The following is a 20,364-nucleotide window of genomic DNA, read 5'->3' as shown; positions in this document are numbered from 1 at the left end:
AGCGCCATCTTCAGGGCTGCACGGGTAGGAACGAGAACGACCGTGAGTCGAATTGCAACATCCGCATCCATACAGCGGGATGCGACGCGAGCCTGCGAAAGGACGTCGTGCAGATAGGCCGCGCCGAGATTCTTGTAAGTCCAAAGACAAGCTCGTGATCCCGATCGGCAGCCTGGAGCGCTCGCATATCACCGCGATCTCCGCGCTCGCCTCCGGCGACGAGCTGACGACATCGACGCGCGTGCAGGCCGGGCGAAATTCATGGTTCACTACGTTCCAACCAGAAAGGATATGGTGTTGGATCGTAGAGTCGAATGCGATCGGACCGATCCCTCGCGCCGATATCGAGCACCCCGCCCAAGCCGAGCGGTATCATTGCCTGCGCAAGCGCTACACGAGCAGGATCGTGCCTTGAGGTTATCGCCAATACCGCATCCCACTGCGCTTCTCCATTCAAGGAATGGATTGTCGGTAAATCGTCGCGCATTGATGAGGATCGCAACCATCCCGAGCTGCTCGGCCGCATCGGTGGTAACCTGTTGGACTTCAGCGGCAGAAGGCGCCTCGCCGCATGTCCCTCCCGCCGAATGGCCCTGATGACTTACTGCGCAGCTTCGAAATGGTCCGACAGTCGACGGACACATGCGCTCCGAGCTCGCGAACGATCAGTTGGCCGTTCAGTGGCAGGCACCTCAGGCTGATGTTGAAGCCCTTGCCGTCGTCGTGACGCCAGGCTGCACCGATCTTGGTCCAGTAGGCCTTGTCACCTTCACCTTCGATCACGTAGACCGCGTAAGGTCTCTGGTTGTAGTCATCGGACTATCTCCCGTTTGTTACTGCAGCTGCGCCAGCGGCCGGACCGGAGTTCAAAAGGACCAGAGGTCATGAGGAGTGGCGCAAGGAGGCTCCGACTGAGGGCCCCTTCGGGATACGGTTGGATGCCTTGCGCCGGGGCGCCTCGGTCCTAACTTCCCGTCGTTACTGGCCGTGCATTGGGGATAGCTGCACAAACGGAATAGGCCTGAGACGAAGTAGGAGCCGATTAAACGCGGTTTTAGGTACATGAGGGAGGAAGACGCTTATTGACGGACGTGGCTAGGGGACCAGCAGGGCTGGAACAGTCTTTCTTGGCGCAGCCTAGAACCTGGACCTAATGGCACGTTCGATCAGGAATGATCAGCAGCAGGCGCTTGAGGCCGCGTGTGAACCGCTGAAACACGCCCAACTTCACCTCAGGCAATGTCTCGGTGATGGGATCTCTGGTCGACGGAGCAGGGCCCGTCACCTTAAATCCGTTGTGGTCTCCAAGCGCGACGATATCGTCGAACGAGCATTCCGGGTTACATTTCCCGTGTTGGATTGGCTCCATGAAGCTACCTACGAAATGATAGAGCTGCTGTCCGGGATTAGACCGGCCAAGCGGATCGAGAACCATCGCCAACATCTGAAGGGTCTGAAGGCTTGCACACGCCATGGAGAACGCGAAGACGTTTTCGCGGGCTTTCAGTGGGTGACCCTTCGGCAATCCATGAATATAGGTTGGGTCATCCATGTAGCCCTCCCGCTCCAGCTGAACAAGTCCGGGATCATATTGCCCGATGCATTGCATACATTGGTGCCCCGCAGTGACCGTATGCGCACGCCAGTCAGCCGCAGCTAATTCTTCATGGCGGTTCGTGCGAACGGAAATTCCGCCGTCAATGACAGGAATCAGGTGAGCATAGGCGATCAGGTTGAGAACATGCCGCCCCCAAGGGCGGTCGACGCAGGAAAACAGAACGTCGCAATCCAGCGCAGCGCGGAATCCGGCTTCCTCATAAACGGCAGCCACCACTGGTAGGGCGTCGAATCTTGCAGCCGTTGCGCATTCGCTTAAGTGCTCGGCCAGCGCTTTTGCCTTCAACTCCCCGACATTGCCGCGCTTCGCGTACAATAGCCGGTCGAGATTCTTGGTCTCGATCCTGTCGAAATCGATGACCGTAATATCTTCAACCCCAGTACGGGCCAGGCCCTCGGCGATGAAGGCGCCGACACTGCCTGCTCCGACGACGCCCACCCGAAGCCTCGCGAGGTCGGCTTGCTTCTCCTTCCCCCACGCCGATATCGTTCGAATCTGTGCTTCTGTCCCGCGTGGGACCGGCGCAAGAGATTCCATGAATGTTGATCGAAGCCTTTCCCCGACCACGCGAACCGTGGCGCAGTCACGCCTCGCGTGCTGGCGCGGTGCCGTGCGCTCCCAGAACCTAGCGCTCCAGGCGCCGTCGCTCGCGATCGTGAAGCCTACGAACGGTAGCTTTGTGGCGCCATAGACGGCGGCTGCATGACCTTGCTCGGTATTGATGTCATCAGGACTCATACCCTGCCATGCCAAGCCGCCCGGATGGCTGTGCATGAGAGCTACACCTGCGCCAGCCTGAGCAGCCTCTGAAAGGACGCGGGTGAAATAGTGGGATTCGAAGCTGGCGTTGCCGTGCACGTTCCGCTCGCCCTCTCTCGGCAAGATTAACCGTTCAACCACCGCGGTCATCCGGGTCTGGCCGGTGCTGGGATGCCAAAGAGCGAAGCAGAGATCTTCCTGTCGGTCAGCGCGCAAAAGGTGACGAAGCGCCAACGCATCGACCGTTTCAGGCATGGCCGCGCTTCTCACGGCTCTTGTCATTGTGTGTCCCACAATTTCCAGATATGGCTCATGTAGGTCGCCACCGCCTTCTTCGCGGTGCTCCAGCCCGTATAGGGGCGCGACCAATATTGCCATTCACCCCCGACAGCGCTCTGAAATTCAGAACTATCGTGAATGCCGCCAGTGGGATGGGTACCTCCACCTTGGTTCGGGTAGAACTTCGGCGAGACGTGGATGCCACCAGGTGCCGTCAACGGAAAATCCTGCGGGACAACTACGCCAAGTCGGACCAACCGTCCGGCGAACTTGCCGGTAGGCACCTCGTAGTCGAAGTAAACATGCTCCGGCTTGCCGGGAGCAACGGTTGCCTTGTAACCGAGGGACGCAAGCCCCGCCACAAAGCACGCCACGCCGCTTCTGGCGTTGCCATCGGACACCGGGGCCGGACCGACCGAGATCACCTGGAAACTCGCTTGATCGTGCAATCGGAACGGGACGTCCCCCTTGCCCTGGAAGTTGGCTTGGTGGTGGCGATCGGTCTCGATGAGGTAGTGCGTTGAGATATCCAGGCCAGAGAACTCCTTGATAATTTCGTTCGGAGTCCACTTGCGCCGTTCCGTCTCGTAATTCTCGCCATCCACCGAAAAGTGGATAATTTTCGGATGGTGGTGAGCCTTCTCAAGCTCCTCTTCGGCGGCCTCGAGGTTGTGCTCAGCCGCGTCTAGATCCTTCATCCCGTGCTGGATCTCGTCTTCGGCCTTGCCGATATCGGCCTTGGCCACTTCGATGTCGTGCAGGGCCTCTGCCTCATCGTGCCCACAAGCCTCGTGACCCTTGGGCCCCGCTTGAATGGGCTCCAGATGACCTTCCTGGTTCGGTTCGTTCATTTTGTCGCCTCCTTCATCAATCAGTCAGCGGATATGCTGATTAGCGTATTTTAGGTCACGGAGTCAACACAGGGGTAAGTTCTTGATTTAGGAGAAAAGATTTCCCGAGGCCAATTCTTGGCCGAGAATCCCAAGAATCTTCAGGCGCACCGTGGCTGCCTCCCGTGAAACAGCAAAGCCGTTCACAACGGCGTTGATCAGTGCCACGCCGTTTTCGCTGGTAGGCGACGAGGATCCATAGATATTTCGCTGCCGCTGTATGTCACCCACGATTTTCTTGAGGTAAGTCCGTGGCATAAGGGCCGCGCCAGATACATATCCGGCCTGCCACTCCATCCAGTCAGTCTTGCTAGCGAAAATCATGGTGTCCCGCTTGCAATAAATCGCATTGGGTTTCCGATTGCCATTCATTGGTAGCTGGCGCTGTTCCAGCGCGAACAGGTAAGCGTGCAGGATCACATGCCCGTATTCGTGGGTGAGGGTAGTGCGCAGCCGGTTCTCGAACCTGTGAACATCATTGGAAATCGAAACCTTGGGCTTCCCGGTGCGGACAAATTCCGTAACGCCTTCCACGCCAGAGCCGTACTTGGTCAGGTCTGCGTACTGGTCGAGGTCCGCGACGTCGCGCTCGATCAAGATTGTGATATCGTCGGTCGAAATGGGGAACTCAACCTTTCCGTGCCTGCTCCGCAAATGATCCGCTACGATCTTCTCAAACATGGAATCGAGTTCAGCAGGCTCATAGTGGGGCCTTTCCCGAAATCCATGCAGAGTGTCGCGAACGTACCTCAAAGATTATCCCTTTAATTGCTTCCGGAACGCTACAAACGCTTGGTTGACTTGGTCAGGAGTGGCTTTTCTCACGAGCCTCCTATCCTGCTCCGGGAGCATGCCGATGAGTCCGTAAAGCGCCAGCGCATCTATCTTAAGGACCTTGGCAAACTCACCGACCAAATGATCTGAAGAGGGGCTTCGGCGATCGTGTTCAATATCATTTAGGTATTGGGGAGTGATGGCTTCTCCATCTTCCTTAACGATCTTGGCAGCCAATTCCTTCTGACTAATGCCCCTCTGCTTTCGTGCGGAAGAGATTGCACGTCCAAAGGACGACATATCCAAACTCATTGTTCGTATAGCCCTCGTTGAGTTTTGTAACAGCATATCAGCTAATTAGCTGATTGTCATCTTGTATTTCAGCAACTGTAGCGCACCATAAACGCGAGAGTCACTATTTGGTGTATCATTGGGTTGAGCACTCGGGGATACTTTGGTGGGCCTATTTGTAAGGGGAACTGTTTCAAAAGAAAGGACCCTAAGAATGGAGACCTATACCAAGCGCGTAAGGGATAGCATTCTCCCTCTTTCTGTCGCGGATACCCTACCGAAGGCGTTTGAAGAATGGCGCTTTACTGGTCATACCCATGACCACGAAGAGCCCCATGAAACTTGTCAACTCTGCGGGCAGGAGGGACTCCGCTATCATTTCGAGATCCAAAACCGCTTTACCAACCACAGCCTTGATGTTGGTTCGCACTGTATTCTGCAGTTCAACGTTGCAGTCTATGAGAATGGCCGTCGACTAACCCCGGCTGACGCCAAACGGCAACTCGAGAAGCTTGTTCAAAAAATGCGTTTGGATTCCTGCATCCGAGCGCTGGAGAGACTGGCTCGGGCGGAGAACTCGCAAATTCTTAGTGGTGCGCTGAAGTATTATCGAACTAACAAGAAGTTGACTCCCATGCAGGCGTTTGTGGTGTTTTGGCGCTTACGAAGGAACCGTATCGATCACGACCCTTCGTTCTTCAACGTCACGCTGAAAAAGAAGCGATACATGGACGATCTGGCGGCCATGGAAACAAGCAAGGTTCACTATTTCTGGCGCGCTCTGACTCCAAGCCAGCGCAAACATGCCGTTACGTTGGGACATACCGTGCCGATAGATTAGGCCAACTTTCGGTTCTGTTAGAAAATTTCCCGGATCGCCTAATGGCGTATGGACGCTCTGAAGCCAAGGAACCCCGATGAGACCATGGTCAGGACACCTTTCGTTCGGCCTTGTCGTGGTTCTCTAAGAGGGGCAGGTCGAGGCTGGGAATCTCCGGCATGGCCTTGCCAGCAATAGCCTGCAAGTCACCCACCATGCCTACGGTAGATTCGATCACTGAAACGATCTGCGTCTCTCGCTTGGACCATTGCCGGGCCATGAACTTGCGCTCCTTGTCGAGGTCCTCCCTCATGTCATTGAACTTCTCGACCACAGCCTCCACCCGCTGCCGGAACTTCATACCGGTCAAGTACTGATACACCTGCTCCATCTTGGTTTGCTGGCCTTGCTGAACGAGGCGAGAGCTGTTCACTTCGATCAGCGTCTGCCGCAGGGCCACGGCAACGGGCAGGGCGCAGCGCGGGTGCGTAACCCAGATGCCATCGAGCAAATCAAACTGCTCAATGTGCTTGGGAAGAGCCTGAGAGATGATGAGGGCTACATCGGCGCCACAGCGTCGCTGGTCATCGCGAAGCTTGGCAAGCCAGCCCTCACTCCAGGCCTTGGTGCGCTTGGACTCCCAAAGAATGATACCGGCGGGCTGGCCGATGAAGCCGTTCACCTGCTGGACAACGTCCGCGCCCAGCTCCCCCTTGCCGACTGGCTCAATGAGATCGGTAGGAAAACGTCCACGCAGCAGCTCTTCGAGCTCCAGCTCAAGGACCTCGCCTTGGGACTGTTGTAAGCCTTGTTCGGCCTTACGCTTCAATTCCTCGATCGTGCGAGCCATGGATTCAATCGTCTGGTCCTTCTCCAGGACACGGAGTCTGGCTGCCTCATCGGCCTCCTGCTTGGCTTTGGAGCGGATATCGTCAACCGAAGCCTGGACCCGCTTTTCAACGGTTAGGTCGAGCTCGCGCTTTGCCTCATCGAGCGCGCGCTCCTTGCGCATCAGCTCAGCCTGGGCCTGTTGGGCCTCGGCAAGCTTGGCATTGTTCGCTTCTAGCTTTTTTCGAAGGTCGTTGGCTTCGGCGACTTTCAATTGGAGTTCAGTCGCAGCCGCCTCCCGGGCTTTCTTCGCCTCAACTGCAACAATTTGGCTGCGCTCGGCCGCGAGCCGTTGCTTGACCTGGTCCTCAACTTGCTCGCGCGCTTTCTCAAGCTGTTCGCGTTCCTGACGCAAGGCTTCTGTCTTGCGCGCGACCTCAGCATCCTTGCTGCTAGCTGCTCTTGAAAGCGACGGCCTGTTTCCTCGATCAGGGGCGCGGCAAGCGACTCCGTCAGCTTAATCTCATGGTTGCAGTTAGGGCAGTTGAGGGTGGGCTCATGCGCAGCATTGGTCTTTGTTGATATCAAATTTATACCCCCTTATTTCAACGCTATGCTGCCTGAATAATCGAGAGGCGACTAGCCTCAGCGCTCTCGCCATGGGCGAGAGCGTTATTTTCGCATCCTGATCGAATGGCGTAAGGCTCCGGACGATCTTTCCACCGAAACCGAGCACAGATTTGCCCCGTATGAGCTTGGCCAGGTCGGGCGGCGGTGTGTTGGCTCTCTTCAGCCAACTTTAGAATGAGGATAGCCGCGCTTTTTTGGTGCCTCCTTACCGACTTGATCGCGCATCGAGCTCTTTCAGCATAAAATGCTGGATCTTGCCCAACCGCGTTCGCGGCAATTCTTCCGTGAAAATGATTTCGCGCGGCACTTTGAAACGGGCGAGCTGCGACTGCATATGCGCGGTCAGTGCTTCCGCGTTAGTCGGCGCGCCCGACCGCCTGATCACATAGGCGACTGGTACTTCATGCCAGCGCGAATCGGGCCGACCGACGACAGCGCATTCTGCGACATCTGGATGCTCCATAAGCACACGCTCGACTTCCGCCGGATAAACGTTTTCCCCGCCGGAAATGATCAAATTCTTCTTGCGATCATGGACCCAAAAATACCCGTCAGCATCGCGGCGGCCGATATCGCCAGTGTGATACCAGCCGTTATGCAGCGCCTCGCGCGTTGCTTCTTGATTGCCCCAATATTCGCAAAAGACATTAGGCCCGTGCACTGCGATCTCGCCCAGGGCGCCTGGCGGCAGCTTGTTGCCCGCATCATCGATGATTGCCGCTTCGCAGAAAAGGCCGGGCAAGCCAGTCGTACCCTCACGCGAGAGATCACCGCCCAGTCTCGTATAGACAGCAATTGGGCAAGTCTCCGTGGAGCCATACACCTGCAGCACTGGTACGCTGCGTGCGACAAAGCGTTCGATCAGGTGCTGCGGCACCATGGTTGAGCCGGTGGAAATTGCTCTGAGTGAGCTTAGGTCGGTGGTCGACCACTGGGGATGCTCGGTCAGGGCCTGAATCGTGGCAGGCACCAACACGGCCAGAGTTGGCCGTTCACGCTCGAAAGCAGCGAGCGTCGCCTCTGGGGTAAACCGCGTGTGGATCGTAACCGTCGCGCCGTGATGCAACGCTGGCGTCGTCTGGATATTGAGGCCACCCACATGGAACAGCGGCAACACTGTCAAGACATGGTCAGCCGAGGTGAGGCCATGCATGTGCTGACTCATAACCCCATTCCACAGCAAGGCCTCTTGGCGCAGCACAGCCCCTTTCGGCCGCCCTGTGGTGCCCGAGGTATAGACGAGCAGAAGCGGGCAGGACAGGTCCGTGTACGGATTGCGACCATCACCGCGCCCTCGGTCTAGCAGGCCATCCCATTTGCTTCCGCCGAGGGGCGCAAAATCCAAGCCGACGACAAAGATATCCGGCAGTTGCTCCGCCAGCGGCGGCAGGAGTGCCTCGAAGGCGTGTTCGATCACCAGCACCTTGGCGGCGGCGTCGGACAGGATGAAGAGCTGCTCGGCGACCGCAAGCCTCCAGTTCAGTGGCACAAGCATTGCGCCGAGCCGCGCGCAGGCATAGAGCAACACCAGATGGTCAGGCCGGTTAAGGCTGAGGATCGCGACGCGATCGCCTCTCTCGACACCGAGCTGGCTTTTTAGGGCGCGCGCGACCTGCTCGATCCGCTGATTGAAGACCGCGTAGCTTAAGGTCTCGCCCTCGAAATGGATCGCGGGCTTGTCGGGAGAGAACGCCGCGTTGCGCTCAATCAGCGTGCAGAGATCAACCATCAGTCTTCCGTTTTCCCTGGTTTGCACAGTACTTGCCTCGCGAAGCGGCCAATGAGAGCTCCTCAACATCGCTCGGAAAGGTGTCGATTATGGCTTTATTGTCTTAGATGAGGGGCCTTCCGACGGGTATCTGCAAAAGAGTGCAGCTTGTGACGATCTCATGAGCTCAGGTAGGATGGATGTGATCCGGAGACTCAAAGTGTAGGCTCTTGCTCACGTGCTTCAGTTTTGCTCGACAGGGGCTGCGTGCGTCAGACAATGGTGATAAGCGCACCATGACGAGAGTCTCCTGCGCGATCTTCTCAATACAGGCTTGCCACACATATAGGCGGCTTCGGCATCTCCATCTTTGAGGCCACAATGGCCCGGCATTGGCCTTCAGTGTGATTGACTAGCAAGACCTTCCTGTAGCCGTCAGGTCTTTTCACATTGCCGCTCCGAGATACTCGGCAATCTCTTGCGTCGCGCCGATCGTGGCGAGCAGAAGTTGCCGCCACAGCTCCTTGGGAGCTTCTGCAGCCCAATCGACCTTTATGCGTTGCGCGATCTTGTCGCCATACCAGCTCCCAGGGATCTGTGCGGAGAACAAAACCACGCTTCTCGGATTGAGCACGGCGCGCCCGGAAGCTGGCACCTACTTCGAGATCTTACAACTTGACGCCACGTGCGATTCAACTTCTTTTGGGCGGCCGTCGTGTGAATATGTTCAAACTCCTAAGCCTCCGGCAGCAGCGATGATTCGAAAGCTGAAGAAGCACCGCCATTTCCTCCGGCCCGAGACTGGCCAGCGTTTCCAGCGCCAAGGCCTTGAGGCGTCGTCTTAGTGAGCGGCGCGGCTGATGCATGTCGGGTTCCCATTCAGGGCTGATCTTCTTGCCGCCATCATGGTGTCCGCTTCTGGGCAAGATGCCGAGCTGAAGGAGTCGCTATCGAGACAGATTAGGGACGAGTGTCACTCGCATGCAGGGCACTAACTTGCAGATGCGAGCTGCCTCGGATTTTTCTGATCAGAACCTTGTTTCGCTGTGTGCGCGAATCGCATTTGCTTTAGCGTCAATCCAGCCGCGGTCGCGCGCGTTTGCGACCATCTTGGCGTAGGCTGCTTCCCAGGTTTCGTTGTCCTTGGGGCATCCAGGCAGGATAGGCACTAAATCAATAGGCACCAGCGCGTTGCCGTGGTCAACGAGCGCAATCCCTTTCAAGTCTGAAGGCTTAGCGGCATGCGGGCCCTTCAAGACGAGCTTAAACCCGCAAAAATCGATGGGCTTCGCCAATTGCACTCCCCTCTCGGACGAGCATTCTATCATCATAACTCGGCTCCTTCATTGCGACTTTCAGTATAGGCCTGGCCGGAGAGTTTCGTTACGAATAACGACGTTGCGGTGAAAACCTGCACTCAGCCGTACAGTAGCGTTCGAAGCTCGCCACGGAAGTTGATGAGTGGATTGCCTTGAGCTGATCGCGTAGCGACAACCCGGCCGATAAAGATCCGATGGGTGGCGACGAGTTGGTGGTGATGCAAGACGCATTCGAGCACACAAATTGCGCTTTGCAGAACCGGTACGTCAAGGACGCCCTGATCCCATGGCGCTGTATCGAAACGGTGGACACCGTTTGCGCCATGCCGGCCGGCGAAACGCAGTGCGAGGTCCTGCTGATTGCCGCCGAGCATACTCACGCCAAAAGTGCCGTTGGCGAGTATCGCGTCGTGAGTTTCGGAACTGGCATTAATACCGACGAGCAAGCAGGGCGGCTCCATGCAGATCGAGGTAATAGAACTGACCGTTAACCCCCGCCGTCCGACGGCCGTTCCGGTTGCTACAATGCAGACGCCGCTCGCCAGATTTCGCATGGCCTGGCGAAACTCAGTCGCTTCGATGGACTGAATATCGCTCATCCGGGGAGCCGATTGGCAGCTCATAGCCCAGCTCCGGAGTGGCGTTTGACTTCGAACGTTTGAGCTATGCGGAGATCGCGTTGGTCGCGGCTCTCGAACTTGCCTCCGCGCAATTCGCGCTTGATCGCACCGATGATCTGACATCTCCACAGCATGATCTTGCGATCCAGCTGAACACAATCGGTGGTTCCGCCTGGATGATAACGTTCAGCGTGCCTTTGCGTCAGATCGACCACGTTCCGCGTCCTCGTCGCGCAGCAACAGCGACGGCGAAGGGGGCCCGTACGTCCGAAGGGCGCGCGGTCCGTGATCTGTCTGTGCGCGGCGTCATTCACTGCGAATTGTTCCTCGGTGGTGATATGGGCATGGCCGCCGCGCCGTCTTGCCTTCCGATACTGCCGAAAAGGCGCTCTTTCCCGAAGAGAAGACGCTCATCCAGCGTCGCATGCAACGAAAGCCGCAGCTCGGGCGAGATCGACTCGTCTGTATCGATCACCTCACGAAACTTACGAAACATGCGTTCGATCGTTGCGATTGATCCGAGTACCGTGACCGTCCGCCAAGAGATCATTATTTGTCTCCTTCCCGGTTGCGCGAAGCGCGAGTCCCCGAGCCGCCTGTCTTTTCGACGATCTCGGTGGGTCGCTTCGCACCGGCTCTGGCGATCTGAGCGGCGGTCGATCTGTCAGGCGCCGCCTTGGCCTCGATCAGCTCGGCAAGATTGATACAGTACGCATCCTGCAGCCTGATAAGCGCGCTGCTCCGAGCATAGACCGTCCTCATCTCACGAAGCTCCGCCTCGATTTCTGAAAGCTTTCCATGATTTTGCTCTACCGTCTCAAGCTAATGCACCGCTATTTCGTGCAAACGGTGCATTTCGCGCCACGATCACGGGCCGCACTTCTCGGCCGTCGTCAAATGCAGGGGGGACCAACCGGCTCGGTGCTGATTGAGTTCCGCGGACCTTCTAAATGCTGACTAGGCCTCGTCGAACAGCGGCGACACCTCAATGTCGTTTCCGGCGAGCAGTATTCGAAGCGAAGCGAGCTCGGCTTGGAGGCTTTGCGCGCCATTACTGCGCTCCGGTCGAAACCGTCGCCTGCCGCGAGAGCAGCGCGCGGGTCGCCGCCGTCACGTCAGCCTGCCGCATCAGACTTTCTCCGACCAGGAAGGTCGAAATGCCAAGCCGCGAAAGACGCAGAATATCGCCCGGGGCGCAGATACCGCTTGCGCCGACGATCAGGCGAGTCTTCGGTATGAGCGGCGCCAGAGCCTCGCTGATCGTAAGCGTGGTCTCGAAGGTGCGCAGGTTGCGGTTGTTGATGCTGATCATCGGCGATCGAAGTTTTAGCGCCCGATCGAGCTCGTCGCGGTCATGGATCTCGATCAGCACATCCATGCCATAGGCCAGGGCCGCAGCCTCGATCTCGCGAGCGGTTTCGTCGTCGAGCGCCGCCATGATGATCAGGATGCAATCGGCCCCCTGAGCGCGCGCTTCCGTCACCTGATAGGTGTCGAACATGAAGTCCTTGCGCAGCACCGGCAGATATGTTGCCGCGCGCGCCGCCATCATGAAATCAGGGTGCCCCTGAAAGAAGGGCGTATCCGTCAGCACCGACAGACAGGCCGCGCCGCCCGCTTCATAGGCCCTGGCAAGCGAGGGCGGATCGAAGTCGCCCCGGATAAGGCCTTTGGAGGGAGAGGCCTTCTTGATCTCGGCGATCAGCGCATACTTATCTGCTGCGTGCTTGTTGCAGATGGCGGCGAGAAAACCCCGCGGGGGCGGGGCCCGCCGCGCGAGCGCTTCGACCTCTGAAAGCGGCAAGGCGCGCTTGGCGGCTGCGATCTTTTCGCGCTTGTAGGCCTCGATCTTGGTCAAAATGTCGGACATCGGTCAGCTCGGCTGTCAGGCGTTAGAGATTGTGACTAGATGTTTCAATCGCGCCGCCGCGGCACCGCTATCAAGCGATTTCTGCCCAAGGGCGACGCCTTCCTTCAAGGTTTTGGCACGGCCGGCCACGATCAATGCCGCGGCCGCATTGAGAAGCGCGATATCGCGATACGGGCTTGGGGCGCCGTCGAGCACGCTTTGCAGCGCGACTGCATTGGCATCGGCATCGCCGCCCTTCAGCCCCACGCTGCCGCAGCGGGGGAGACCGGCATGTTCAGGGGTCACTTCGAAGGTGCGGATCTCGCTGGTCTCAATCGAGGCAACCAAGGTAGGGCCGGTCAGGGTGATCTCATCAAGTCCGTCCGAGCCGTGCACCACCCACACTGACTCAGCGCCAAGATTCTTCAACACCTGCGCCATGGGCAGCACCCACTGCCGCGAAAACACTCCGACTATCTGTCGCTTGACGCTGGCCGGATTGCACAGCGGTCCGAGCAGATTGAAGATGGTGCGGGTAGCGAGCTCAACCCGGGTCGGGTGAACGTGCTTCATGGCGGGATGGTGGACCGGCGCAAACATGAAGCCGATGCCGGCTTCGTGTACGCAGCGAGCGATGTCTTCAGGGGCCATATCGATCCTCACGCCGAGCGACGCCAAAACGTCGGCTGCGCCCGAGCGCGAGGACAGTGCGCGATTGCCATGTTTGGCAACCCTTACGTCAGCGCCAGCGACGATGAAAGCGGCGCAGGTCGACACGTTGACCGAGTCCGAGGCGTCGCCGCCAGTCCCTCCAATGTCAATGGGATCGTGCGGCGCACTGACTCGCAGCATCTTACTCCGCATCGCAAAAGCCGCGCCGGTAATCTCTTCCACCGTCTCGCCGCGCACCCGCAGCGCCATAAGAAGTCCGCCCATCTGCGCGGGTGTGGCTTCGCCCGACATCATGCTATCGAAAGCGGATGCCGCTTCCTCGCGGGTCAGCGTGGCGCCACTGGCGACTTTGCCAATAATCGATTTGAAGGCGTTCATCGTGCTTTCGAACGTGCTTAGTTGTTGCTACTGGCAGCGGTTGCCTGGGCGAAGGCGGCCTCGTTGATCGATGAGCCGATCCCGATGTTCCAGCTTGGTGACGAGGGCGCCGGGCCGCTCGATCGCACAACATGCTTGAAGACGCTCTTTTGGCTCTTTGCTTTCGTCCGATGCGAACTCGACAAACGGCACGATCTCGCCGCCTTCCGGCATCATCAGTGGGAAGTCAATTCGAACAGGCGCCAGTTCCAAACTTGCGATCATGCGCACGGCAACCCGGCTGCCGCGTTAGCCGATATCCATTGCTTGCGTGGTGTAGCTTTGGTCATAATTGGTTTCCAAGCCTACAACCTGACGCAGCGTAAGGTTCAACCCCTTTCAGTGGCTTGGCTGAACATTATTCCAGTATTCCATCATTCCATTGTGCCACCACCATATGCGTCTCCTCGCTTCCTGAGGTACGAGGACACAAGCGACCAAATGCAGGCCACTGCCATGGTGGAAAACCATTTCCCCGACGCAGGCTGGCTGATATGAGAACACTCACTGCGGGCGTTTCCAGACAGACGCGCTCAAGATCCCTATGCGGAGCAAAGAAGAGATTGAATCCAAAACGGCAGCCCGACGTGCTCCAGCCGACTTGTCTCGGCAATACCGACGTTTATTGCACCCAAGCGAAGCGCGCAGTGAGGTGACCGGAGCCGATATCGCTATATTGCAGATATCTCGGCGCAACTCCGAGCCGCGTCCACCTTGCACGAAGCGGCGGATCGAGCTTATCTTCCATTGTGGAATAGATGCGATTCAGAGCCCCGAGCGATTGTGCACCATTCTCGAGTGTGGCCTCCTAGAGTGCTCGCCGTAGTGCGGGCGCAAGAGGTTGCGGTACGGAAATAGTTAGCTAGACGCAATCGTGCCGACTCGATGCCACTCGATCGACCTGCCTCTTCAGATCGGTCATAGCGGCGTGAAGCCCCGCATGACGATCACGCACCGCCTCGCAGTCCCGCGTTTTCCGGCGCCGGGGATATAGGGTAGGCGGGGCAAGGAGTGGCATGGCCCATGAGCGGGTCTCCCATTCTTCTTCAGGTCCGGGTGATCGTTAGACCAGCATTCTCAAGGGCATCCAGGATCTTGCCGGCATAAGCCGGCGGGTCGTGTTGGTGTTCGCCAGTCAGGGCGCCGGCAATGACCGCGTACGCCTCCTCGCGCTCAGCGAGCTTGTGCTCAGTATATTCGCCGCAGACATTACAGGCGATCATCGGTCGACCGCTCCAGGGATCATGCGACGGGATTTCGCACCAGTTATCGGCGTTGCATTTCGGACACTGCATGGGCGGGGGGCTCCTGGCGGTTCTCAGCTCGCGGGCTCGATACTAGCCAACTCGAAAGGGCGCTTGGGCAGCTTACCTGTGCAGAAGCATCGGGAGTGTGGAGCTCGTCTCGGACATTCCAGAAGCGAATAGAGCTAGCGAGGCCAGCGCGGAAATAAACGAACAGATGTGGCAAACGCGCTCGGTCTTTGCAGCGCGCAAGCGGCGCGCCTCTTGGATCCTTGGTGGCTCAAAAGTACTGAGCCTCGAAACCACCTTTTCAGCTGCGGCGCAGGCGAACATTGCGAGCAAAGCGAGCGCGGCCCCCAACGCGAAGGACAGCGTTGCTGAGGCGAGGGCGCCGATAAGGCTCAGATCGATTGTGGCTCTGGTTGATATGCCGTCGAGGAACGCCAAGACTGCAAGCGCAGCTCCACAGTTGATCAATATCAGAGCGCAAAGTGCAATCGGGACCGAATCGAGGGCTGCCTTTTTGACAAAGCTGCGAAGTCCGCCGTTGTAACGGGCGCGCTGAGTATCTTCGCGGGTCAGGTCGTGATGCCATTTTCCACCTCTTACCACCTGCTCGAGAGCCGAGTGTTCTTCAAGCGCTATTTGTTTGTTGGCATTATCCACTAGGTGTACTCCTGGATCCGTTCGGGGCCGACGAAAACATCGCTTTTGGGCGCGCGCGAAGAGCTAATCCGCCTAGGCGATAACCCGGTGGCGTGTTTGCGACAGCACATCGCGTTCGTTCAACGACATTCGACATCAGAAATTCATAGACCACCATTTGCGTGATGACGTCGTATTGGCACAGACCATTTCTGAAGCCGTTCGCCAGCGCTGCGTGAGGCTGACAGACTTCAGCGGCTCAGTGGTTCCCACCGAAACTGGTTTGAAGCCAATCTCCTCTAGCTGCTTCGAGAGTGTCGACGATGGGGCACATTGAAACCGGATCCGCCTGTCCTCAGCTGAACCGACAACAACGCCGCCACTATTGTGAGTAAAACCGTGGCAAGCGCCATCGATACCTCGCCGGTATTCGCCAGCAGCAAGGCAACGATCTTTCACCAATGCTAGCGTTCGAGCTGCGTCATCCAAGGCGATGGTGGGCTTTGTCATCAATGAAATGGCGGCTTCTGAGGCAGCGGAGGGCATTCAATCTCTCGCTTCAACGGGACGGTTTTTGTTCTGCAGTACGGGTCGACTGACCGGAATCGTGGCAGTGCGGTCAGGAATCGATCTGGGGGCACGCGGACATTCCGATGACGCCCGACGATCTGTTACGGCGCAGATCATCGGGTAAGCGCGGATTACTCTGCTCTGTTTCTGACTGTGCTCTGTCTCTTGCTCTGGTCGTGTCGGTGAAACGCTTTCGCGCTCGCTCTCGTCTTCGTCGCCGCAATCCTGCTGGCGACGATCTCTCCGGTCTTGTGCGACCTGTCAATGGGGCGCACGCACCGCTCCGAGCGCACCGCCGTCGTCGTGATCGGCGTAGATGTGCGACGGCGCACCGAGGCGGGACATTTCTTTCGGCTTGCGGCGCCTGATCTGTGTGGGCGAACGCGATGCATGGTGACGTCGATCGAGCGGATGCCGGCAAGGAAGCCGGCGCTGGCTTCGAGCTCGGGGCCAGCGTGCGCCGCGCTCGTCAGAGCCAGCAGCGCCGCTGCGAAGGTGATGCATTTCACTTGTCTTCCTTTCTGTGGGTGTGGAGGTAGACCCCGCCGCCGATTTGAAAGCCAGCCAGATCGAAGGATGAGCATGATCAGCGCCTTGCGCTTTGCAATTATCGCGCCGATTTCCATTACACGTGTGCCTGGATTGCGCTGCGCTACCTCGATGATCCCGCCAAGGCGGCCCTGATCCGATCGCTACATTCTGAAGACGCCGTAATGTGGCGCCTCAATGGGTGTATTGAGCGAAGCGCTCAGGACGACTGCGAGCGCGTTTCTGGTGTCGATAGGATCAAGAATGCCGTCGTCCCAGATTTCGGAGGTCGCATAATAGGCGCTCGATCGTTCCCGATACTCTTCCAGAATCGGCTCTCGAATAGCTGCCAACTCCTGCTCAGATAGGCGTCCACCCTCGCGGGCTAATTGTCTTGCCTTGACATGGGTGAGCACGCCTGCTGCTTGGTCTGCACCCATCGCAGAAATCTGAGACTGCGGCCAGGTGAACATAAAGCGCGGATCGAAAGCCCGCCCGGCCATAGCGAACGTCCCCGCTCCGTAGGAGCCGTTGCAAACGACTGTGAACTTGGGCACCGACGCTCCAGAAACGGCCATAATCAGCTTGGCGCCATCCTTGGTGATGCCGCGCCGTTCGTATTCGCGGCCGACCATGAAACCCGTGATATTCTGCAGAAAGAGCAGGGGCGTCCGATTCTTATCGCAAAGTTGGATAAAGTGAGCGCCCTTCAGCGCACTTTCGCTGAACAGCACACCGTTATTTGCAATAACCCCGATCTGATATCCATAAAGCCGCGCGAAGCCGCACACCAGAGATTCGCCATAGCGTGGCTGGTATTCGTGGAACCGGCTGCCATCCACCAGACGGGCGATGATCTCCCGCATATCAAACTGCACTCGAGGATCCCTGGGAATGATGCCGTAGAGTTCGGACGCATCGTACGCCGGCGGCTCCGGAGAGACTCGATCCATCGAGGATTTGGTGGGACGATTGAAGCGAGCGACGATCTCCCGTGCGATGGCAATCGCGTGCATCTCGGAGCTTGCGAAATAGTCACTCGTCCCAGACACGCTGGTATGCATATGAGCGCCACCAAGCTCTTCGACGGATACCGTCTCGCCCGTGGCTGCTTTCACGACCGGGGGACCTCCTAGAAAAATCGCGCCCGTTCCCTCCACGATGATGTTGTAGTCGCTAAGCGCCGGGACGTACGCTCCTCCCGCGGTGCAATGACCCATTGCGATGGCGACTTGCGGCACTCCCATTTTCGAGAGAATGGACTGATTGCGGAAGATTCGACCCGCGTAGTATCGATCCGCGAAGAACTCCGCCTGCAAAGGCAGGAAACCACCAGCACAGTCGCACAGATGAACCATGGGCAGACGGTTCTCGATTGCTATGTCCAAGGCCCGCACGATCTTCTTGACAGACAACGGATACCATGCGCCGCCCTTCACGCTGGCGTCATCCGCGTGAACAATGACCTCGCGACCCGCTACGATGCCGATGCCGACGACCTGCGCTGCGCCAGGCACCTCGCCGTCGTAAGCCTTATTAGCAGCTAGCGTCGAAAGCTCGAGGAACGGAGTGTCTGGATCGAGCAAAGCCTCGATCCGATCACGTACAAACAGCTTGTTTTGCCGACGCAGGCGCTCAAGGTCCCGTTCAGGACGGTTGAAGCGGACGACACGTTGTCGTTCCTTCAGTTCGGCCGCAAGTCGTCTATTGTGGAGTTCGTTGAGGCGAAATTCGTGGGATTTGACGTCCGCTGCAGAGGAAATGCGCTGCATCTCAACGCCCTTTCTCGGAGAGCGTGACCAGCACTGCGCCTCGCTCGAAGCTCTCGCCTTCGTTGAAGTGAATTCGGTCGATCACGCCGTCCCGTGGAGAGCGTATGATGGTTTCCAACTTCATGCTCTCGATTGTCATCAGCGCCGTGCCTGCGGAAACCGGTTGACCAGGCGAAACGCTGATCGTAACGACGAGGCCCGGCATTGGCGCGCGGGCCAGGAGATGATCTGCCTCATTATTCGCGCAAGCGAGCGTTCTCAACGGGTCGCGGTAGTGCAAAATGCGCGTCCTACCGCGGATATGCACGTGAATAATCTCGCCGTCGATGGCGAATCGGACCGGTTCGCTTTCGCCAGCGATGGTAAGGACGCCGCGACCGTCGCCTTGCTGGGAGAACACGACTGGGGCAATCACTTTGTTACTCAAGCGAAGGCGATAGCCCTGTTGGCAACGTGAAAGCGAGAACTGATAATCTACGCCATCAACTTCAAAAGAGTGTTTCACGTCAGTTTCTCCAGCTGCCCATCGCTGCATGAAGCTCGGGCACGGCATCTGCCGATTCGCGGACAGGTCTCGTCAGGAGGGCGGCTGTGGCGAGGAAGGCCGATAAGTCGGACGCAGGTTCGCCCGATGCGATGTGCGGATTTTCCTCAAGATAGCCCGTATGGATGTGTCCGCTGAGAAATGCCTCCTCGCGGAGGATACGTGTGAGAAAGCTCGCGTTTGTCTCGCAGCCGAGAAGCACCAGCTCCCGCATCGCGCGATGGGACTTCAGCGCAGCCTCAATGCGCGTGGGCGAATGCACGATGATCTTTGCGAGCATGGGATCGAACGCTGTCGTGATCTGCTGGCCTTGTAAGATGCCGCTGTCGATCCGTACGCCGTCGCCATCCGGGTACTCGAGAACAAGTACCTTGCCAGTCGTCGGAACATATCCGCGTTCCGGGGCTTCCGCATACAGTCTAGCCTCGATCGCGTGTCCTCTCGAGACGATATCGGACTGCGAGAATCCAAGTTCGCGGCCCGCTGCGACATAGATCTGTTGAGCAACAAGATCGATGCCGGTGATCATCTCGGTCACGGTGTGTTCGACTTGCAGACGCGTATTCATCTCAAGAAAATAGAACTCTCCGCCGCCGTAGATGAATTCGACAGTGCCTGCGTTTCGATACTTGGCGGCGCGCGCGATGCTGGCGGCGGTTTCGCAGACCCGTTTCCGCAACTCTGGCGACAGCGCGGGCGAGGGCGACTCCTCGATGATCTTCTGGAACCGGCGCTGCACGGAGCACTCCCTCTCAAAGAGATGGACCACGTTTCCGAAGGAGTCGCCGAGCACCTGTACTTCGATGTGCCGCGGGTTTTCGACATATCGTTCGACGTAAAGCCGGCCATCGCCGAAGTACCTCTGCCCCTCACTGCGCGCCTGCGCGATCGCGTCCTCCAGGGTCGCGAGGTCGCGTACGACCCGCATGCCCTTGCCGCCACCGCCCGCCGATGGTTTCACCAGCAAAGGAACTCCAACAGCTCGCGCCCTGAATGTGAATGTCGCTGGATCATCTTCTTCGATCGCCGAAGGTGCGACCGGAAAACCGTTTCGCTGAACGAAGTTGCGGGCCCGGATTTTGTCGCCCATCAGTTCTATGCTTTCGGGAGCGGGCCCGATGAACGCAATGCCCGCCTTTATCACGGCCCTAGCGAACTCAGCGTTCTCGGAGAGAAATCCATAACCCGGATGAAGGGCGTCGGCGCTCGCCTTGTGGGCAGCAGCGATGATTTGCGCGATGTCGAGATAGGCCGCAATCGGCGTGCGACCGCTGATGGCAATCGCCGTGTCAGCCATGGAGACAGCCGGCGTCCCCGCATCGGCCTCGTGGTAGACAATTGCAGAGCGAAGCCCCAGCCTTCGCAAGGTCTTGATGATCCGTACGGCAATCTCGCCTCTATTGGCGATCAGAATGGTGTGGAAGGGTAATTCACGCATTCGCCTATTCGCCCAAACAAGTACCCGATTGCGGGAGTGCCGTCAGTCGCAAGCGGTTGGTGCTGCCTCAATTGCCCGCGCCCGTTCATCTGTCCCCATCCGGCGTTGCCGTCCTGGATTCAGCCGGGGACTAGTCTCGAACGCGGGCA

General features: G+C 58.1%; 23 protein-coding genes and 1 pseudogene. 3 read left to right on the top strand and 21 right to left on the bottom strand.

Going from position 1 to position 20,364, the window contains the following annotated elements; all coding sequences use genetic code 11:
• Window positions 1-154: 154 nt before the first annotated feature.
• A complete protein-coding gene (locus tag HCN58_RS30795) occupies window positions 155-415 on the top strand; it encodes a hypothetical protein (protein ID WP_171583100.1) in 261 nt (86 codons plus the stop codon).
• A 131-nt stretch (window positions 416-546) separates the two neighbouring features.
• Here HCN58_RS30795 and HCN58_RS30790 read toward each other — a convergent pair whose 3' ends face one another.
• The 5 genes from HCN58_RS30790 to HCN58_RS30770 all read right to left on the bottom strand — a co-directional run bounded on the left by HCN58_RS30790 (window position 547) and on the right by HCN58_RS30770 (window position 4,620).
• A complete protein-coding gene (locus tag HCN58_RS30790) occupies window positions 547-783 on the bottom strand; it encodes a hypothetical protein (protein WP_171583026.1) in 237 nt (78 codons plus the stop codon).
• Between the two features lie 367 nt (window positions 784-1,150).
• Window positions 1,151-2,632, bottom strand: a complete 1,482-nt coding sequence (locus HCN58_RS30785) for a ThiF family adenylyltransferase (RefSeq protein WP_171583099.1) — start codon at window positions 2,630-2,632, stop codon at window positions 1,151-1,153.
• 23 nt (window positions 2,633-2,655) lie between these two features.
• Window positions 2,656-3,507, bottom strand: a complete 852-nt coding sequence (locus HCN58_RS30780; protein ID WP_171583098.1) for an E2/UBC family protein — start codon at window positions 3,505-3,507, stop codon at window positions 2,656-2,658.
• A gap of 87 nt (window positions 3,508-3,594) precedes the next feature.
• Entirely contained in the window at window positions 3,595-4,227 is a 633-nt protein-coding gene (locus HCN58_RS30775) for an ImmA/IrrE family metallo-endopeptidase (RefSeq protein ID WP_171583097.1), read from the bottom strand.
• A gap of 75 nt (window positions 4,228-4,302) precedes the next feature.
• A complete protein-coding gene (locus tag HCN58_RS30770; RefSeq protein ID WP_283814664.1) occupies window positions 4,303-4,620 on the bottom strand; it encodes a helix-turn-helix domain-containing protein in 318 nt (105 codons plus the stop codon).
• A 205-nt stretch (window positions 4,621-4,825) separates the two neighbouring features.
• On the opposite strand from HCN58_RS30770, the gene HCN58_RS30765 reads away from it, so the two are divergent.
• Window positions 4,826-5,452 carry a hypothetical protein gene (locus HCN58_RS30765; RefSeq protein ID WP_171583095.1) on the top strand — a complete coding sequence of 209 codons (627 nt, stop codon included), beginning with the start codon at window positions 4,826-4,828 and terminating at the stop codon, window positions 5,450-5,452.
• 88 nt (window positions 5,453-5,540) lie between these two features.
• Here HCN58_RS30765 and HCN58_RS30760 read toward each other — a convergent pair.
• The 9 genes and pseudogenes from HCN58_RS30760 to trpD form a co-directional block, all read right to left on the bottom strand.
• Window positions 5,541-6,853: pseudogene (locus HCN58_RS30760) on the bottom strand (DUF2130 domain-containing protein).
• Window positions 6,854-7,094: 241 nt separating this feature from the next.
• A complete protein-coding gene (locus tag HCN58_RS30755) occupies window positions 7,095-8,618 on the bottom strand; it encodes a class I adenylate-forming enzyme family protein (protein ID WP_171583094.1) in 1,524 nt (507 codons plus the stop codon).
• Between the two features lie 424 nt (window positions 8,619-9,042).
• A complete protein-coding gene (locus tag HCN58_RS30750; protein WP_171583093.1) occupies window positions 9,043-9,252 on the bottom strand; it encodes a hypothetical protein in 210 nt (69 codons plus the stop codon).
• A gap of 373 nt (window positions 9,253-9,625) precedes the next feature.
• Entirely contained in the window at window positions 9,626-9,892 is a 267-nt protein-coding gene (locus HCN58_RS30745; RefSeq protein ID WP_235984034.1) for a hypothetical protein, read from the bottom strand.
• A 122-nt stretch (window positions 9,893-10,014) separates the two neighbouring features.
• Entirely contained in the window at window positions 10,015-10,515 is a 501-nt protein-coding gene (locus tag HCN58_RS30740) for a flavin reductase family protein (protein WP_171583091.1), read from the bottom strand.
• 20 nt (window positions 10,516-10,535) lie between these two features.
• On the bottom strand, window positions 10,536-10,751 hold the full coding sequence (locus HCN58_RS30735) for a hypothetical protein (protein ID WP_171583090.1): 216 nt from the start codon (window positions 10,749-10,751) through the stop codon (window positions 10,536-10,538).
• Between the two features lie 95 nt (window positions 10,752-10,846).
• The gene (locus HCN58_RS30730) at window positions 10,847-11,086 is read right to left on the bottom strand and encodes a hypothetical protein (RefSeq protein WP_171583025.1); all 240 of its coding nucleotides are present in this window, start codon (window positions 11,084-11,086) and stop codon (window positions 10,847-10,849) included.
• 501 nt (window positions 11,087-11,587) lie between these two features.
• A complete protein-coding gene (gene trpC / locus HCN58_RS30725) occupies window positions 11,588-12,406 on the bottom strand; it encodes an indole-3-glycerol phosphate synthase TrpC (protein ID WP_171583089.1) in 819 nt (272 codons plus the stop codon).
• Between the two features lie 15 nt (window positions 12,407-12,421).
• The gene (gene trpD, locus HCN58_RS30720; RefSeq protein WP_171583088.1) at window positions 12,422-13,435 is read right to left on the bottom strand and encodes an anthranilate phosphoribosyltransferase; all 1,014 of its coding nucleotides are present in this window, start codon (window positions 13,433-13,435) and stop codon (window positions 12,422-12,424) included.
• 63 nt (window positions 13,436-13,498) lie between these two features.
• Here trpD and HCN58_RS30715 point away from each other — a divergent pair, with 63 nt between their 5' ends.
• The gene (locus tag HCN58_RS30715; protein ID WP_171583087.1) at window positions 13,499-13,972 is read left to right on the top strand and encodes a hypothetical protein; all 474 of its coding nucleotides are present in this window, start codon (window positions 13,499-13,501) and stop codon (window positions 13,970-13,972) included.
• A 548-nt stretch (window positions 13,973-14,520) separates the two neighbouring features.
• Here the strand turns inward: HCN58_RS30715 and HCN58_RS30710 are convergent.
• The 7 genes from HCN58_RS30710 to HCN58_RS30685 form a co-directional block, all read right to left on the bottom strand.
• On the bottom strand, window positions 14,521-14,697 hold the full coding sequence (locus tag HCN58_RS30710; RefSeq protein WP_171583086.1) for a hypothetical protein: 177 nt from the start codon (window positions 14,695-14,697) through the stop codon (window positions 14,521-14,523).
• A gap of 144 nt (window positions 14,698-14,841) precedes the next feature.
• A complete protein-coding gene (locus tag HCN58_RS30705) occupies window positions 14,842-15,384 on the bottom strand; it encodes a hypothetical protein (protein WP_171583085.1) in 543 nt (180 codons plus the stop codon).
• Window positions 15,385-15,519: 135 nt separating this feature from the next.
• On the bottom strand, window positions 15,520-15,909 hold the full coding sequence (locus HCN58_RS30700) for a hypothetical protein (protein WP_171583084.1): 390 nt from the start codon (window positions 15,907-15,909) through the stop codon (window positions 15,520-15,522).
• A gap of 155 nt (window positions 15,910-16,064) precedes the next feature.
• The gene (locus HCN58_RS35380) at window positions 16,065-16,559 is read right to left on the bottom strand and encodes a hypothetical protein (protein WP_210266234.1); all 495 of its coding nucleotides are present in this window, start codon (window positions 16,557-16,559) and stop codon (window positions 16,065-16,067) included.
• 66 nt (window positions 16,560-16,625) lie between these two features.
• Window positions 16,626-18,233: an acyl-CoA carboxylase subunit beta gene (locus HCN58_RS30695; RefSeq protein ID WP_171583083.1), complete on the bottom strand. Its 1,608-nt coding sequence runs from the start codon at window positions 18,231-18,233 to the stop codon at window positions 16,626-16,628.
• A gap of 1 nt (window position 18,234) precedes the next feature.
• The gene (locus tag HCN58_RS37245; RefSeq protein WP_171583082.1) at window positions 18,235-18,738 is read right to left on the bottom strand and encodes an acyl-CoA carboxylase biotin carboxyl carrier protein subunit; all 504 of its coding nucleotides are present in this window, start codon (window positions 18,736-18,738) and stop codon (window positions 18,235-18,237) included.
• Between the two features lies 1 nt (window position 18,739).
• Entirely contained in the window at window positions 18,740-20,215 is a 1,476-nt protein-coding gene (locus tag HCN58_RS30685; protein WP_171583081.1) for an acetyl-CoA carboxylase biotin carboxylase subunit, read from the bottom strand.
• Window positions 20,216-20,364 lie beyond the last annotated feature (149 nt).

The organism is Bradyrhizobium australiense (assembly GCF_013114825.1).
GTDB lineage: Bacteria > Pseudomonadota > Alphaproteobacteria > Rhizobiales > Xanthobacteraceae > Bradyrhizobium > Bradyrhizobium australiense.
This window is presented reverse-complemented; position numbering and strand designations above follow the sequence as displayed.

Bases quoted from the DNA above. Each gene is read 5' to 3' on its own strand.
- HCN58_RS30785 (WP_171583099.1), bottom strand. From the start codon at position 2,632: ATGCCTGAAACGGTCGATGCGTTGGCGCTTCGTCACCTTTTGCGCGCT.
- HCN58_RS30780 (WP_171583098.1), bottom strand. From the start codon at position 3,507: ATGAACGAACCGAACCAGGAAGGTCATCTGGAGCCCATTCAAGCGGGG.
- HCN58_RS30775 (WP_171583097.1), bottom strand. From the start codon at position 4,227: ATGTTTGAGAAGATCGTAGCGGATCATTTGCGGAGCAGGCACGGAAAG.
- HCN58_RS30770 (WP_283814664.1), bottom strand. From the start codon at position 4,620: ATGTCGTCCTTTGGACGTGCAATCTCTTCCGCACGAAAGCAGAGGGGC.
- HCN58_RS30765 (WP_171583095.1), top strand. From the start codon at position 4,826: ATGGAGACCTATACCAAGCGCGTAAGGGATAGCATTCTCCCTCTTTCT.
- HCN58_RS30755 (WP_171583094.1), bottom strand. From the start codon at position 8,618: ATGGTTGATCTCTGCACGCTGATTGAGCGCAACGCGGCGTTCTCTCCC.
- HCN58_RS30740 (WP_171583091.1), bottom strand. From the start codon at position 10,515: ATGAGCGATATTCAGTCCATCGAAGCGACTGAGTTTCGCCAGGCCATG.
- HCN58_RS30730 (WP_171583025.1), bottom strand. From the start codon at position 11,086: ATGATCTCTTGGCGGACGGTCACGGTACTCGGATCAATCGCAACGATC.
- trpC (WP_171583089.1), bottom strand. From the start codon at position 12,406: ATGTCCGACATTTTGACCAAGATCGAGGCCTACAAGCGCGAAAAGATC.
- trpD (WP_171583088.1), bottom strand. From the start codon at position 13,435: ATGAACGCCTTCAAATCGATTATTGGCAAAGTCGCCAGTGGCGCCACG.
- HCN58_RS30710 (WP_171583086.1), bottom strand. From the start codon at position 14,697: ATGATCGCCTGTAATGTCTGCGGCGAATATACTGAGCACAAGCTCGCT.
- HCN58_RS30700 (WP_171583084.1), bottom strand. From the start codon at position 15,909: ATGCCCTCCGCTGCCTCAGAAGCCGCCATTTCATTGATGACAAAGCCC.
- HCN58_RS35380 (WP_210266234.1), bottom strand. From the start codon at position 16,559: ATGGAAATCGGCGCGATAATTGCAAAGCGCAAGGCGCTGATCATGCTC.
- HCN58_RS30695 (WP_171583083.1), bottom strand. From the start codon at position 18,233: ATGCAGCGCATTTCCTCTGCAGCGGACGTCAAATCCCACGAATTTCGC.
- HCN58_RS30685 (WP_171583081.1), bottom strand. From the start codon at position 20,215: ATGCGTGAATTACCCTTCCACACCATTCTGATCGCCAATAGAGGCGAG.